Below are 15,798 nucleotides of genomic sequence, written 5' to 3' on the forward strand. Positions count from 1 at the left end.
GTTAAATAAGAATAATTATCATTTAATATCAAGAGAGTCCCATGGCAGATCATAAAAAAAGATTTGAAATCATCATCCAGAAATTAAGGGAGAATGGCCAGAAGATAACGCCCCAGCGTATGGCCATCGTGAAAATTCTTGCCAAAAGCACAGGGCATCCCAGTGTTGAAGATATCCATGATGAAATAAAAAAAGATTTTCCCACAATGAGTCTTGCCACAGTATACAGAAATATTGTATTAATAAAATCACTTGGTGAAGTTCTTGAGTTAGGATTTCCAGATGGGCGCAATCGATATGACGGAAACAAACCTTACCCCCACCCCCACGTGATCTGCATTAAGTGTAAAAAAGTAATTGATTCCAATCTGGGAAGCCTGGATGATCTGAAAGACGAAGTCGCTGTGGAGACCGGCTTTAAAATTTTGAATCACCGATTGGACTTTTTCGGTATTTGCAGCAATTGCATGGCAGAAAAAGTGTAATATTTTTTTTGCCATTAATTGATAATCGTTATCACATAGTATCCTAATCCCCTTGAACACAAAATGAGGAGGTCAACATGTCCAATGAAAATGGCAAGTGCCCGGTAACGGGACGAACGGCTAACCCCACTGCCGGCGGTGGCACGTCAAATCGCGATTGGTGGCCGAACCAGATAAACCTCAAGGTTCTTCATCAAAACTCCTGCAAGAGCAATCCCATGGGCGCGGGGTTCAATTATGCGGAGGAATTCAAAAAGCTTGATTTGGGGGCGATCAAGGAAGATCTTTATACCCTGATGACCGACTCCCAGGAGTGGTGGCCAGCGGATTACGGCCATTACGGTGGACTTTTTATCCGCATGGCATGGCACAGCGCAGGTACATATCGCATGGGCGACGGGCGGGGCGGGGCAGGCTCCGGCAATCAGCGCCTGGCCCCTCTGAACAGCTGGCCGGACAACGTGAATCTTGACAAGGCCCGCCGACTGCTTTGGCCCATCAAACAGAAATACGGCAATAAGATCTCCTGGGCCGACCTTATGATCCTTGCTGGCAATTGCGCCCTTGAATCCATGGGATTTAAGACCTTTGGCTTTTGCGGTGGGCGTGAAGACATCTGGGAACCGGAAGAGGATATTTACTGGGGAACCGAAAACGAATGGCTGGGTGACAATCGCTATTCCGGCGAACGGGAACTTGAAAATCCCCTTGCCGCTGTGCAGATGGGGTTAATCTACGTGAACCCCGAAGGCCCCAACGGTGAACCCAATGCCGTGGCCTCCGGCCATGACGTTCGGGAAACCTTTGCCCGCATGGCCATGAACGACGAAGAAACCGTGGCGCTGGTGGCCGGCGGGCACACCTTTGGCAAGTGCCATGGGGCCGGTGATGCAGCCCTGGTGGGGCCGGAACCCGAAGCCGCAGGCATTGAGGAGCAGGGCCTTGGCTGGAAAAGCAGTTTTGGCAGCGGCAAGGGGGATGACACCATCAGCAGCGGCATTGAGGGGGCCTGGACAGCAAACCCAATCCAATGGGATATGGGGTATTTTGATTTGCTGTTCGGCTACGATTGGAATCTGGAAAAAAGCCCCGCCGGTGCCTACCAGTGGGTTCCGGTGAATCCCGATGAAAAGGATCTTGCCCCTGCAGCCCATGATCCGTCCAAGCGGGTTACAACCATCATGACCACAGCAGACCTCTCTTTGCGCATGGATCCAATCTATAAACCCATTGCCAAACGATTCCACGAGAACCCGGATGAATTTGCCGACGCCTTTGCCCGGGCGTGGTTCAAGCTCACCCACCGGGATATGGGGCCCCGTTCACGTTATCTGGGTCCGGAGGTTCCCACGGAGGAACTGGTGTGGCAGGACCCGGTGCCACCAGTGGATCATGAGCTGATCAATGACCGGGACATCGCGACGCTTAAGGCAAAAATACTTGCTTCGGGGCTGACGGTTTCCCAACTGGTTTCCACTGCCTGGGCATCGGCGTCCACATTCCGGGGTTCCGATAAGCGCGGCGGGGCCAACGGGGCACGCATTCGTCTTGCTCCTCAAAAAGATTGGGAAGTCAATGAGCCCACCCAATTGTCCACGGTACTGCAGACCCTTGAAGGCATCCAGCAGGAATTCAACACTGCCCAGTCAGGTGGAAAAAAGGTTTCTCTGGCAGATTTGATTGTCCTGGGTGGATGTGCAGGCGTGGAGCAGGCTGCAAAGAATGCCGGGCATGATGTGACTCTTCCCTTTACACCGGGCCGCACGGATGCGTCCCGGGAACAAACCGACGTGACCTCATTTCACGTGCTTGAACCGGGTGCCGATGGATTTCGTAATTATCTCAAAACCAAATACAGCGTATCGGCAGAGGCGATGCTGGTTGATCGCGCCCAGTTGCTGACCCTGACTGCCCCGGAAATGACGGTGCTTCTTGGCGGTATGCGCGTCTTGAATGTCAATTTCGGACAATCCTTGCATGGGGTTTTCACCAAACGGCCAGGGATGCTCACCAATGATTTTTTTGTAAATCTGCTTGATATGGGCACCACCTGGAAGGCAACCTCGGAAAATGAAGACCTGTTCGAAGGTCGTGATCGCGTAACAGGGGAGCTCAAGTGGACCGGCACCCGTGTTGACCTGATTTTTGGTTCCAATTCCCAGCTGCGGGCCCTGGCGGAAGTATATGGATGTGCGGACTCCCAGGAGAAGTTCCTGAACGACTTTGTGGCGGTGTGGAACAAGGTGATGAACCTTGATCGCTTTGACCTTGTCTGATTTTTTTTGAATAAATATTCGGCCGGCACCCATATTCACTCTTTTTGACCTGCTCATACTACGCAGTCTCAACTAAATGAATATGGGGCACCGGCCAAACATTTGTGCAGAAAGGATTGCATTATTGACAATAATACTTAAATTTTATCTCAATACAAATCATTGTCAAAAGCATGGGGCCTGATAAATAAAAATTCTGGAGAACGATGCCTACTTCCACAAAGAAAATGCAGCAAATAGAAGAATTTGCCCTGGACAACGGAGCAAGTAAAGCCGCTGTTATTTCATCCCGGGACATTGATGTTAAGAACAGATTTGCAGCTTTTTGCAAAGAACCCAAATGTCCCAATTTTGGTAGATCCATGAGCTGCCCGCCCCATGTATCAGGTCCGGAAGGATTCAGGAAAAAACTAAAGGAAACGCAATATGCAGTGGCAATTCGATTGGAAGTCGATGCAGGATCACTCATCGGCGAAGAGCGTCCCCAGGTTTTTCGAATATTGCAGGAGATTGTGGCGGCAACAGAGCTGAAAGCAAAATCACTGGGGTTTACAAAGTCGGAAGGATTTGCCGGTGGATCATGTAAACAGAGTTTCTGCAGTGAACATGACTTTTGCCGGGTTCTTTCCAGAAAGGGCACATGTCGGTACCCCGACAGCGCCCGTCCGTCCATGTCCGGTTTTGGTGTAAATGTTGGAAAGCTGATGAAGTGTGCCGGATGGAGTTCAGAATTTTTTTCTTCTAAAGCCCCCCGGGAAGAACAAATGATGTGGCTGGCCGGGGTGGTTCTTTTGAAATAACTGCCACGGGCAGACCGTATTTACTGATACTGGATTTTCCAGACCGTTGAAGCCAAAACCAATGTAATCGGTGCCATAAGTCTAAATCAGTCCCCGTCAAAGAGCCTTCCAATGCCCCCCAGGACAGACCCTTCTCCCTTGTTACTTCCTCCGACAGCTGGCGCATGGGCAAGCACCCGATCAGCCAACCGTGAAAACGGAAGGCTTTGGAGATAAATGGTACCCGTACCGCTGAGGGTGGCAAGAAAGAGCCCTTCACCGCCAAAAAACATGGATTTCAGATTTCCGGCACGCTGGATATCATAATCTATTCCCGGGGTGAAACCCACAATGCAGCCGGTATCCACCTTGATGGTTTCATTGACAAGCTCTTTTTTCACAATGGTGCCACCGGCATGGACAAAGGCCATGCCATCTCCACACAGACGTTGAAGAATAAACCCTTCTCCACCGAAAAAACCAGCGCCAAGCTTTTTATTAAAGGCAATGGTCACCTGGGTACCAAGAGCCGCACACAAAAAAGCATCCTTCTGGCAGATCAGTTCGCCCCCCATGGTGGCCATGTCAACTGGAATAATTTTACCGGGATAGGGAGCACTGAAGGCCACTCTTTTTTTACCCGTTCCCTGGTTGGTAAAATGGGTCAGAAAAAGGGACTCTCCGGTGATGGCCCTTTTACCGGTGTCCAGAAGTTTGCCGAACAATCCCCTTTCCGGCTGGGAACCGTCGCCCATTTTGGCTTCAAAGGAGATTTCTTCCTCCATCCAGTTCATGGCCCCTGCTTCTGCAATAACGGTTTCTCCGGGGTCCAGTTCCACTTCTACCACCTGCATATCGTCCCCGAAAATTTCATAATCTACTTCATGGCATTTCATTGTACACCTCTTTATTTCCATCTGTTTTCCATAGTATATGCTCCATGATCTTTTCAAAGCCTCTGGGGGCACAGTTGAACCAACATAACCCTGCTAATAATGCAACCCCTCTACGGAAATTAATCAAGTATGACACTACAAAGGTTAAATAGAAAAATCAATGCTATAGCATATTAAGTGTTCAACTCAGCTCTTCAATATCCCCTTCAATCTCAAGATATTCTTCTTTAAGACGCTCTTCCATATCAGCATCCGCCTCCCACATACCCCGGGCAATGGCTTCCAGAAGTTTATCCAGAATATTTTGCCGGGCATGGGGGTTCACCGACTCCATCCATTCTTTCATATCTTCGTCCAGGGCATATTTATTGGCCATGCTTTCATACATCCAATCTTCCATGACCTCGGCAGTGGCATCCCATCCCAGGGCAACATCCATCATATGGGAGATGTCACCGGCCCCTTTATACCCGTGGCGCATCATTCCCTGGAGCCATTTGGGATTCACCAGCCGGGATCGCAGCACATGTTTTGCCTCCTCGGCCGTGGTGCGCATGATCACCCGTTTGGGATCAGAACTGTCCCCCACCATGGAAAAGGGCAGTTTGCCCCGCACTGTTTTGTTTGCCACAATCAGCCCGCCATAATAGTTATAATAATCGGTGCATGACATCATGTCATATTCCCGGGAATCCTCGTTCTTTACCGTGACATCCATGCGGGAAAGAACGGTTCTAAAGGCCGAAGGTTTCTGCTTACCATAGCTTCCCTCTCCATAGGCGTGGCTGGAATAGCGGATGTAGTTATTACCCAGATCTTCCTGGGTCTGCCAGTTCTTGGACTCCACCAGCTCGGAAACTCCTGCCCCATAGGTGCCCGGAGGGCAGCCAAACACCCGGAAAGATGCCTCACGAAAGGCGTCATCCTCTGTCATCCCCTGGGATTTATACGCTTCTACGTCCGTGAAAACATGCTTTCTGATCAAATTTGATTCATGGGGTTCATCCAGAAGAGCCACCATGCGCACAGCCTCGTCAATGCGTTGGACCAGGATGGGAAAGGAATCCCTGAAAAAACCTGATATCCGGGGAATCACATCTATTCTGGGACGGTTGAGCTCTTTTTGGGGAATAATCTCAAGGCCGGTGACGGCCTGACTGGTGGGATGCCACACCGGCCGAACCCCCAAAAGGTAGAAAATCTCTGCAATATCATCCCCCCGGGAACGCATGGTGGAGCCGCCGTAAACAATAATCCCCACACTTTCAGGATAATTATCTGTCTCCTGCTGATATCTGTCCAACAGGGCATGGGCCAGGCGTTTGCCCACTTCCCAGGCCCCGGGGCTGGGAATTTTATTGGGATCAACGGAATAAAAATTTCTGCCTGTGGGCAAAATATCTGCCTGGCCCCGGGTGGGGGCCCCTGAAGGTCCGGGAAGTACAAATTCACCGTCCAGGGCCGTGAGGGTGGCATCCATTTCATCGGTGGTCTGATAAACATTGGGCAGAAGATAATCTGCAATGTATTTAAGGCTTTTCATAAGATCTCCAAAGGCACCGGCATTGACGGGGGGAGCTTTTGCAATCATATCAATGGCCCTGCCCGGTTCGCCCACGGGGAATGCCGGATCAGCCCCATTGTTTTTTTCACCCATGACATCCTTTTCCCAAAGCCCCTCAATGTCAGGTTTTGCCCGGTCAAGATCAAAATCAAAGGCTGCCAGGGCTTTTACCACGGCCACGGCAAGCCCATGGGCCCCGGCAATGATGTCACCCCCGGAAAGCCCCTTACCGGGATCCACAATACTGCCTTTATTCTCAGCCACATGGTCAAAATCATATCCCAGACAGGAGACAATGGATTCCCGCAGGGAGGGAACTTCACCGTTGGACAGGCGGGTGAGTTGCACCAGGAACTCCACCAGACGGTCCCCTTCCGGCGGCGTTCCCAGGGTGTGAAGGCCGTCGTTGATCATGGTGTCGGCAAGCTCCCCGAGATAGGTGTGAAGGGATTCCAGAAATTTTTCAAAATCATCAAAGGCACTCTCCCGGGTAATGTCAAGATCCTTGTCCAGACTTGCAGCAGCAACAGCTTCCCAGATCATGGGCCGGAGCACCTCACATTTACCCGGATCTTCCCTTGTGGCGTCCCCATACGCTTTGATGTGGTTTTCCACCGTGGAAAGTTCCTCATAAAGATCGGCATTGGTCATGGCCGGGATGAGATGATCAATGATGCAGCAAAAGGAGCGACGCTTGGCCTGGGTGCCTTCACTGGGATCATTAATAATATAAGGATAGATATTGGGAAGCTCCATGATGGAAAGATCAGGATAACACTCCCGGGACAATCCCAGGGCCTTGCCCGGAAGCCACTCCAGGGAGCCGTGTTTCCCCACATGGATCACCGCATCGGCCTTAAAAGAGTCCCGGATGTATCGGTATTGGGCAAGGTAATGGTGGGGGGGAGACAGATACATGTCATGGTAGGCTTTTTCTATATTTTCAAGGTAGCCCCGGGGGGGTTGCACTGTGATAAACAAATTTCCGTTCAAGGTGCCGGAGAACATCAGCTCATCATTGTGCACGAAAAGATCACCGGGCATCTCCTGCCAGTCATGGACCATTTTCTCCCGGGTGGATGGGGGCAGTTCCCGGTGCCAGGGCATGAATTCCTCCCTTGACGCCCGGGCCCGGCATCGCTCGTGCATCTGTTCCGGCAACAGCCAGCGCTGATCGCAGGTCATGCCCGACACAATTTCATGGGCCAGTTCATCCCCGTTTTCATAGGTTTTTTCCACCTGATACCCCTTTGTCTTCAGGGTATCTATTATCTTTTTGACACTTTCAAAGCTGTCAAGACCGGCCGCACATCCAATGCGATCGTTGCGGGGGGGATAGTGGTGAAAAATAATGGCCATTTTTTTATCCCGGTTTTTCTTTTGCCTCAGTCGCGCCCAGTTCATGGCCATTCTCACCACCTTGGCCGTGCGATCCTGTATGGGGATGTACCGGGCCATGAGTGCCCCGGTCAAGGGATCGGTTTCTTCCTGCTCCCGGGAGGCCACAGGCACGGTGATCAGGCATCCGTCAAACTCGGGCTGGGCTGCGGAAAAGGAGACCTCCATGGTGGTCATTCCCTGGACATTTTCCTGCCAGCTCTCAAAGGGCTGCAGGGTAATCATGGCCTGGATACAGGGAACGTTTAAACGGGGATAAAGGGTTTTATAGTCCTCATGGGCCAGGGTCAAAGAGAACATCATGGGGCTGATGAGCACATCAATGACGGGTTCTCCATTGTCCATGAAAAACTGTTCCACAATGTAGTCTGCCCCGTTGTTTTTCAGCTGGACATCTTTATATCGGAGGTGAAACACCGGAATAATATTGGCACCGGCCCCTTCTGCAGCCCGGATAATGGCATCCACAAAGGTCAAATTATTATTCAGCCAATAGGTTTGATTGAACCACAGGCCAATGGTGGGACGATGCGGTTTTATGCGGGCACTGCGGTATTGGTCCATGGTGGGAATACCGGGCATGTCCGGATGGTAAAGCCCTTCATTGGGTAATATCATGGCAGGAGGAGCCTGGTTATCCCGGTTATGAACCTTATTACAAAGATGGGTTAACAGATAGGCATAGTTAATGCTTCCCCCCTGTTTTAAATACCCATGTATGGTATCCCAGGCAGGGGTGCCAAACCCGTCAGAATGCTGCCGGGCCATGGCAATGCCGTCCTCATCCCCCCCTGTGGGTTGAATGTGCAGCCATGGCAATGTATTCCCTTTTTCCTTATGGGAATCCATTGCCTCGATAAGGGCATCAAAGGCCGGGCAGGAATCCTTGCCGCCATGGAGGTTCACTATAATAATATCCGATGCCAGAGCCTTTTCCACAAACACATTGATACGGCTCCGGTCAAAGAGCTGGGTCTGGGTTCTGGCGTATACACCAACGCTGCCACCGGTTTTTTGATATTGATCAATGCCCTGGGACAGGGAGGAAATTTCCATGGATGTGGCACTGTAGTAGCAAAGTTGAAAGGATGTCATGGGGTGCTTTTCCTTCTATAAGTAGTAGGACATAATTTTTTTCCCTTGATCCATCAATTATTGCCTTGACGGCAGGTGTTATTTAAAACCTTAACAGGAAAAAAATTCGTCCATGTATTTAACCGATATGTCCTGTGGGACAAAACAAATATAAGGTCGTAGACGCGGAGCCAAAGGGTATTATACCGCCGCCCCCCGACGGGCAATGGGCCCGGACCGGAACTGTAGACAGCTCAATTGTCCGGTTCCTATTGCCCGTCGGGGGGCGGCTCTGCTGAGGTTGATTTAGGCAGCATTTTCTAATAACCGCACGGGCGGAGCGATATTCTCATCTCGGCTCGCCCACAACAAAATTTGAAATACTCCCGGTTGTACGGAGTATTTCATATAAAAAATTACCATGGGCAGATCGTATCGGGATTTGACCGGCCCACAACGAGAAGTGAAACTCTAACCATTACAAGTCTTTGGATGGAGCTTCATACAAAAAAACATCCATATAATGTTTTATACATAACACAGGCCAAAGCGGCATTGCCGTTATAATAAATCCGGCCGGGGCAGTCTCCGGGACATCTGCCTTTCAGCGGGCAGGCTCCACAGTATTCCGGATCAAAATTCCCGGCCCGTTTTAACCCGGACAGGGATGCCGGAGCATCCATAAAATGAGGATTCTCCAGGGTGCCCCAGAAAAAATCAGGATCAAAGGCTGTCTGGGTACAGGGATAAAGGCCCCCCTCCGGTGTGACGGCCAGGCTTTTATTAACAGCGGCATGGCAAAAGTGACAATTGTCCCTGCCCCGGGCTGATGATGTCAGACGATTAAGCTCCCTTAACTGCAAAGGAATGGGCCGCAGGCGGTTCACCCCATCAAGGGCTGTCATCATCTTTGTAATTCCCTGTTCCAGCTCACAGGGATCAGGAACAAGATGGTTTTTCGCATTGCCCTTGTTAACCAGCAGATCAAGCCCCAGGCCCCGGGCCTGGGCAAATCCCCCCAGCACCATGACAAGGGCATGGAGATGGGAAACATTTTCCCGGGTGACCACGGTGGTGACGGTGAAGGGAATTTGCCGATCTTCAAGATATTGAAGCCCCAGAAACGTTTTTTTTGCCTTTCCCCGGAGCTTTTCCTGGATCTGGGGAGGGCCGTCAAGACTCACCCCCACATCCATATGAAAGTCCAGCATCATGTCGGCCATGGCATTGTCAATGCAGGTGGCATTGGTCTGAATGCCCAGGGTGGAATCAGGGCTCAATGTTCTCACCTTTTTTGCGGCATGAAAAACCGCCCGGGGAGCCAGGGTGGGCTCTCCGCCGGAAAGCTGTACATGAAAAGGCGTTCCCGATGCCAGGGCAAGATCCATGGCCCGGTCAATGGTGTGGGGTGCCATGGTGTGGGTGGATTTATGGTTCCCCAGATAACAATAGGCACACTCCAGGTTACAGGCATCGGTGAGCATTAAGATGAGATAATCCGGAGAAAAATCCATACGTTTTATGTTGCCTTAAAAGTAATCGTTTCCATTTCATCCACAAGCTGACATTCATCATCCAGAAAATGAATCTCATCGTATTCCAGGGCCGTAAAATGCTCCCGACTCTGGCCGTTCCTCAGACTCAATACCGGTTTTTTCATGGCAAGGGCGTCTTTTAACAGACAGATGTTATCTCCATTAACCTTTTCCAGGCCAAACCCGGTATCAATGACCCAGTCACATTGGCTCATCTCCTCCTTTGCCCACTTGCATATCTCCTCGGAAAATTTATCTATGTGGGGCTGCACCAGACAATGGGCACCCAGGGAATGGGCCACATGGTAATCAATATCATTCTTATGAAGCATGCCTGTAAAAATATGATACTCTTTTTTGGCCAAAAGCCGATACAGTACCGATGCACTGCCCATGCCCCCCACCACAAAAACCTTGCCTTTTTTTTCACTGTTTTTCATCTCAATGGTGCCAAGCATGCGGTTGAAACTGGCATTACTAAAATCATACAATTGGGTCACCGCATCATCCTGCAGCACATTTTCCGGAGGCCCAAAGGCCTGGATGGCACCTCCTTTAACCAGGGCCACCTTGTCCGAGAGCTTGGCGGCAATGTCCACATCATGCAGGGAAGCCACAACGCAGATGCCCTTGTCCCGGCACAGTCTCTGGAGAATGGACATCACCTCCATGCGGTGTTTCAGGTCCAAATGCATGGTGGGTTCATCCAGCAAAATAATATCCGGTTGCTGGGCCAGGGCCCTTGCCACCAGCACCTTTTGCCGTTCACCGTCACTCAAGGTGGAAAGATCTCTAAAAACAAGTTCCCGGGCATGGACCATGGTGAGGGATTCCATGATCACCCCATCATCCTTTTTTTCCAACCTGCCGCTCCAGTGGGTATGGGGATAGCGGCCCATGGCCACAAAATCATACACCGTAAACAGGGGGGGCTTGACCTTTTCCGTGAGTACCACAGACATGGTTTGTGCCAGGCGTTCCTGTTTCATGGCGCTGATATCTTCGTTATTCACCAGAACCTTGCCATTGATGGTTTTAAGATGTTTGGACAGGGTGCGCAAAAGGGTGGTTTTACCGGCCCCGTTGGGCCCTAAAAGGGATATAAATTCTCCCTTTTTAAATTGCAGTTCCACCCCTTTGAGTATCTCTTTTCCGGAATATCCCACACAAAGATTCCGGGTGGATAAGATGGTGTTTTGGGTGTTCATATATCAACCCTCCTTTTCATAAGAAGACTTAACACCACCGGCGCCCCGAAAAATGCGGTGATGGCACTGATGGGAAGTTCCACAGGGGAAAAAACCATGCGGGCAATGAAATCGCACAGACTGATCACCATGGCCCCCACAAGTATGGTGCCGGGGATGAGTATTTTATTGTCCGATGTGGAGAACAACAGGCGCACCATGTGGGGAACCGCAAGACCCACAAAGGCCACAGGCCCGGCCACAGAGGTGACCATGCCGGCAAGGGCACAGGCACTTAGCAAAATGAGCATGCGAAACAATTTAATATTCACGCCCATGGATGCGGCATAATCCTCCCCCAGTAAAAAGGCATTCAAGGGTTTGGCCAAAAAGTAGACCAACACCAGTATGGCCCCCCCTGCCACCAGCATGATTTCAATCTCGGTCCATTTGAATCCGGAAAAGCTGCCCAGCTGCCACAAAACAAACCCTTTTATCTTTTCTTTTTCGGCAAAGGCCACCAGCACACTGGTGACGGCATGGCATAAATAACCCATCATCAACCCCACAATGAGCAGGGTCACTCCGTTCTTCACCCGGGAGGCAACACTTAACACCACAAGCATGGTGCCATAGGCCCCGGCAAAGGCGGCCAGGGTGCACATAAATGGGTTTAACATGGTAAAGCCCAGAGAGATGGTGGAGAGCATCACCACTGATACAAACAACGTGGCTCCGGAAGAGATCCCCAGGATAAACGGTCCCACAATGGGGTTTCTGAAATAGACCTGGAGCAGCAGACCGGCCACGGCCAGGTAAGCCCCGCCAAGACCTGCAGCAATGGCCCGGGGAATGCGAATGTTCCAGATAATAAAGCCCTTGGTACTTGTGGTTTCATGGCTTAATAAAATATCCATCATCTCAGAAAAGGGGATGCTTATGGAGCCCACCAGGATATTTACGGCCATAAAAATCACCAATAGAATGCCCACAACGGCAAGGCAGATATTTTGTCGTTTCATCACCTTCCGGCGAAATGCCATGGTGCCCGAAGATTTGATTGCTGTGGTTGTCACTGTTTCACCTTTATTTTTTACTTAGGATTCAGGGTCTTTGTCAGGCAGTTCCCGGAAAAATTTAGATTTATACCCCGGATAACAGCTGGGATGAATAATAGCGGCAATGTCCGTTAAAATTTCATCCAGTCGATCCCCGGACTGGGAATAATGGGGCAAAGGAGAGTAAACCTTACCGTCTTTTAACGGTTTCAATCCGGCAATCATGGGGTTGGCCCGGGCCAGGGCCGCCTTGGAGGTGGCTCCGTTTTTCGGGGTGCGGTAGGTAAAGAAAATCTGGGCATCCTGGCCACTGAACAAAAAGCGCTCCAGGGAGATTTCAATGCACGATTTTCCAAACACATCGTCAAACAGGTAATCGCTCTGGGCAAGCCCCACCAGTTCTCCCACCCAGGCATTGCCGGGCTCCACCAACACTCTTTTTTCGTAAATGTCCCCCCACATCACCTTGGGCTGGTCTGTGGCGTTCCGGGTGGTTTCCCGGATGTTTTCAAGGGCCGTTGCCACCTTATGAAAATATTGCTGAGCCTGTTTTTCCCGGTTGAAAAAAGGCGCAATGAACTTGACAAAGTGCATCCTGGCATTGAGGCACATGGCCACAGGAGTGGTGGTAATGACACAGGCCGCTCCCATCTCTTCCACCATGGGGATGATGGACATGTCCCAGGTCATCACAAGTTCCGGTTCACTTTGTTTAAGTCGCTCAAAATCAATGGCATTATAATTGCCGAGAAAGGCGATCTTGCCCTTTTCCATGCCGGTGACCACCTCGGGAATGGCCCACTCTTTTTTGGGGGCCGTGACCCCCACCAGCACATCTTCTATAACCCCCAAAGCTTTTAAAATGGCGATATCAAAGGAACCATAAGCAACCACCCTTTGAACAGGTGTGTAAATAATCTGTCGGGGCTCGTATCCTGCCGGTGGTGTTTCCCCCCGGGGGATGAGGACAAATTCTCTACCGGCACCGTCCCGGACTTCCACCCAGCCTTTATCAATGGGATTAACAGAAAAGCCTCCTATACTCATAAAGCTTGTTTTATCTGCTTTTGTTTCCGATGCATCCTGCTTGTCATCAGAGGTGCATCCGGACATCATCAGCAACGCCCCCATCAGCATTACCACTAATTTATTTTTCATAACCTGTTCTCCTGACCTTGGCCCTGGGTCATTGTTTGTTTTATCTTAAACTCTCCGTTTTTCACCCGTTTTTCCCAGAGATACATGAAAAGCCCCAGGGTGAAAAACAACATGCCGGCAAAATAGTAATATTTTCCCGGATCATTTTTGATAATGACGTGGATAAACCGCCTGCGCCCCATTCCCCCACTGGTTTTAGGGGCAAAGTCCTTTAAATGGATGGAAATTGGGGAAAAATAGATGGGCTGATTAAATCCCAGAACGGCCCGCTTTTGCCTGTGATCATTTTTAATGGCAATAACAGCCGTTACGTTAATGGCTCTTTTTGCCATGTTGGCAATGCGATCTCCCCGGTAGTAATCAATATCAAGTTTTTCCAGGGTGATGGTGCAGGCAGGCGTGGCAAGGGAGATAGATGTTCCCGGCAACAGAACCTTTCCCATGTGGGTACCGGCACACAGATAACTGATAAGATACCCAAGGAACATCAAAAGCATGCTGTAATGAATGATGTGGGGGGATAATCTTAAGACAAACTGAATGCGGGTGGAAAATGCGCTGCGGTGTCGAATCAATTTTGTCATGCGCTGGGTGGTGCACACAAAGGTGTTGATGGAAAGAGATGCCAAGAGTCCCACCAGCATAAACAGCCAAAATGTATGTTTTAAATAATGAACCCCGTAGGTCATGGACCACTTGTAAAATCCCACATCATTGATGGGGGCAAAAAACTCTGGATGATGTTTCAACGGATGATATCCTGCAAACAGATCCAGCATCATCAGTCCAATGATAACCAGGGTCAGGTGAATATGGCCGCAAAAAAACCAGATGGCATGAATAATTTTCACAACAGCCCCCCTGGACATCTGAAAATACCAAGTTCCGGCACACAAGTGCTCACAAACATCGTCACCGAACCCAGCAATGCCAGGACGGATCGTGGAACGGGCCGGTACAATGCAGGGATAAGATGGAGATGCAAAAACAAAGTGTAATACAGCCACACGGCCATGGTGGTGCTTAAAAGCGGATCATCCCAGATAACAGGAGAGCCCCACCCCAGATAAGACCACATGGCACCGGAAAAAATGGACAATGTCCAGAAAAAAAATCCCCACATGGTGGTGGTACTCATTTTTTTAATATTTCCTGAATCATCTGATTTGATTAAGATCATCACGGCCCAGATGCCGGACATAAAAAACATGGCTTTACCCACAACTCCGAAAAGAAAAAAGAGGTGCGAAAAAAGTGTTTTAAACTGTAAAAAGGGCAGATAATAATCATTGGGGAAAAACAGTGCTGTGACGGCCAGCAATGAAATTGTCAATAAATGGACAGGATGGCCTGAACGGGAAAAAACCGGTTTGATGCAGCAGACACCGAGGATGCAGGGTACAAAATACGCGCCCTGGTAAAGGGGAAGCAGGGGAAAAGACGTGTAGTAGCGTACCCCCAGGGACAAAGCATTGCAAAAACATCCCACGCTTAATAAAAAAGTGGCACCAACGATATGACGCCGGAGCATAAAGGCCAGGCTGGTGATATAGCACAGGGTTGCCGCCAAAAAACTGCTCTGTATGAATTCAGACATGGCAGATGACACGCTCCTTAAAATATGTGCAAAAAACGCAGATGGAGGTGACAAAAGAAAGGCAGTTGCAGGCAAAATATGTTGTTCGGTGTTTCATGTTCCCCCATAAACGCAAAAAATCCACAGATCACAATTAGCAGATCCGTGGATTTCCCTTTTTTATCCATGGGAGTCTATTGGACACAATAGCACTCCCATGCAATGTATCCTTAAGCAATTTAACGGGGAAAAGTCGACATGTTCACCTGTCGGACACCCACCGATCAGATCGGTGATGTTTTACCTGTCAGCCCCCAAGCATATTAAATATATCTTCGGGGTTAAATTGCTTTTCTTCACCAGGCAGGTCTTCTGACTTTCGGATCATTCTACTGACTGCGCCTTCCCAGATATTAATATCCAGTGACATGTTTGCAGTGTTCGTCCCCGATTACAGCGGCGGGCCCGCTCCCGATTTTCACGGGATTCCCTGTTTGCAACAGCAAAACCTGATAAATTATCTGGACAAATTACAAAGGATAAAAAGGAAAGTCAAGCGCAAAAGAACAACCGAACCCAGGGTGGACGTGGTGGAAATGTGGAGAAGGGACTTTTCAACGATTTCCATTTTGGTTTCCAGAGCTTAAGTAAATATTTACGAGCTTAAAATAAAATTTTCAGTTGATAAAGCGCCTTATATCATATATCTGTTTCACCCAGCCGACAATAAGCATTTGTTCAAAAACAACATTTTATTGATATTCATCTTAAAAAAGGTCAAGGAAACAGTATGGCAGACAAACAAATTTTTA

At 49.6% G+C, this 15,798-nt stretch carries 11 protein-coding genes and 1 riboswitch; of the genes, 3 read left to right on the forward strand and 8 right to left on the reverse strand.

Features of this window, described 5'->3' with window-relative positions:
• Positions 1-41 precede the first annotated feature (41 nt).
• From B9A32_RS01470 to B9A32_RS01480, 3 genes are all read left to right on the forward strand, one after another.
• Positions 42-485: a Fur family transcriptional regulator gene (locus tag B9A32_RS01470; protein WP_084066588.1), complete on the forward strand. Its 444-nt coding sequence runs from the start codon at positions 42-44 to the stop codon at positions 483-485.
• 77 nt (positions 486-562) lie between these two features.
• Entirely contained in the window at positions 563-2,761 is a 2,199-nt protein-coding gene (katG, locus tag B9A32_RS01475; RefSeq protein ID WP_084066589.1) for a catalase/peroxidase HPI, read from the forward strand.
• A 206-nt stretch (positions 2,762-2,967) separates the two neighbouring features.
• Positions 2,968-3,561 (forward strand): DUF2284 domain-containing protein, encoded by a 594-nt coding sequence (locus B9A32_RS01480; RefSeq protein ID WP_084066590.1) that lies wholly within the window; start codon positions 2,968-2,970, stop codon positions 3,559-3,561.
• Positions 3,562-3,647: 86 nt separating this feature from the next.
• On the opposite strand, the gene B9A32_RS01485 is transcribed toward B9A32_RS01480, so the two are convergent.
• From B9A32_RS01485 to ccsA, 8 genes are all read right to left on the reverse strand, one after another.
• A complete protein-coding gene (locus tag B9A32_RS01485; RefSeq protein WP_084066591.1) occupies positions 3,648-4,436 on the reverse strand; it encodes a TIGR00266 family protein in 789 nt (262 codons plus the stop codon).
• 181 nt (positions 4,437-4,617) lie between these two features.
• Positions 4,618-8,493, reverse strand: a complete 3,876-nt coding sequence (cobN, locus tag B9A32_RS01490) for a cobaltochelatase subunit CobN (RefSeq protein WP_084066592.1) — start codon at positions 8,491-8,493, stop codon at positions 4,618-4,620.
• A gap of 479 nt (positions 8,494-8,972) precedes the next feature.
• Positions 8,973-9,986 carry a radical SAM/SPASM domain-containing protein gene (locus B9A32_RS01495; RefSeq protein WP_084066593.1) on the reverse strand — a complete coding sequence of 338 codons (1,014 nt, stop codon included), beginning with the start codon at positions 9,984-9,986 and terminating at the stop codon, positions 8,973-8,975.
• A 5-nt stretch (positions 9,987-9,991) separates the two neighbouring features.
• Entirely contained in the window at positions 9,992-11,215 is a 1,224-nt protein-coding gene (locus B9A32_RS01500) for an ABC transporter ATP-binding protein (RefSeq protein ID WP_084066594.1), read from the reverse strand.
• Entirely contained in the window at positions 11,212-12,270 is a 1,059-nt protein-coding gene (locus B9A32_RS01505; protein WP_232366991.1) for a FecCD family ABC transporter permease, read from the reverse strand. The genes B9A32_RS01500 and B9A32_RS01505 overlap by 4 nt, the downstream gene beginning before the upstream one ends.
• 21 nt (positions 12,271-12,291) lie before the next feature.
• Positions 12,292-13,410: an ABC transporter substrate-binding protein gene (locus tag B9A32_RS01510; RefSeq protein ID WP_084066595.1), complete on the reverse strand. Its 1,119-nt coding sequence runs from the start codon at positions 13,408-13,410 to the stop codon at positions 12,292-12,294.
• A complete protein-coding gene (locus tag B9A32_RS01515) occupies positions 13,407-14,261 on the reverse strand; it encodes a hypothetical protein (RefSeq protein ID WP_084066596.1) in 855 nt (284 codons plus the stop codon). Before B9A32_RS01515 ends, B9A32_RS01510 begins: the two co-directional genes overlap by 4 nt.
• Positions 14,258-15,007 (reverse strand): cytochrome c biogenesis protein CcsA, encoded by a 750-nt coding sequence (gene ccsA / locus B9A32_RS01520; RefSeq protein WP_084066597.1) that lies wholly within the window; start codon positions 15,005-15,007, stop codon positions 14,258-14,260. Before ccsA ends, B9A32_RS01515 begins: the two co-directional genes overlap by 4 nt.
• Before the next feature lie 324 nt (positions 15,008-15,331).
• Positions 15,332-15,514: riboswitch (cobalamin riboswitch) on the reverse strand.
• Positions 15,515-15,798 lie beyond the last annotated feature (284 nt).

Origin of the sequence: Desulfocicer vacuolatum DSM 3385 (genome assembly GCF_900176365.1) — a bacterium.
In the GTDB taxonomy this organism is placed as follows: domain Bacteria; phylum Desulfobacterota; class Desulfobacteria; order Desulfobacterales; family Desulfobacteraceae; genus Desulfocicer; species Desulfocicer vacuolatum.

Bases quoted from the DNA above. Each gene is read 5' to 3' on its own strand.
- B9A32_RS01470 (WP_084066588.1), top strand. From the start codon at position 42: ATGGCAGATCATAAAAAAAGATTTGAAATCATCATCCAGAAATTAAGG.
- katG (WP_084066589.1), top strand. From the start codon at position 563: ATGTCCAATGAAAATGGCAAGTGCCCGGTAACGGGACGAACGGCTAAC.
- B9A32_RS01480 (WP_084066590.1), top strand. From the start codon at position 2,968: ATGCCTACTTCCACAAAGAAAATGCAGCAAATAGAAGAATTTGCCCTG.
- B9A32_RS01485 (WP_084066591.1), bottom strand. From the start codon at position 4,436: ATGAAATGCCATGAAGTAGATTATGAAATTTTCGGGGACGATATGCAG.
- cobN (WP_084066592.1), bottom strand. From the start codon at position 8,493: ATGACATCCTTTCAACTTTGCTACTACAGTGCCACATCCATGGAAATT.
- B9A32_RS01495 (WP_084066593.1), bottom strand. From the start codon at position 9,986: ATGGATTTTTCTCCGGATTATCTCATCTTAATGCTCACCGATGCCTGT.
- B9A32_RS01500 (WP_084066594.1), bottom strand. From the start codon at position 11,215: ATGAACACCCAAAACACCATCTTATCCACCCGGAATCTTTGTGTGGGA.
- B9A32_RS01510 (WP_084066595.1), bottom strand. From the start codon at position 13,410: ATGAAAAATAAATTAGTGGTAATGCTGATGGGGGCGTTGCTGATGATG.
- ccsA (WP_084066597.1), bottom strand. From the start codon at position 15,007: ATGTCTGAATTCATACAGAGCAGTTTTTTGGCGGCAACCCTGTGCTAT.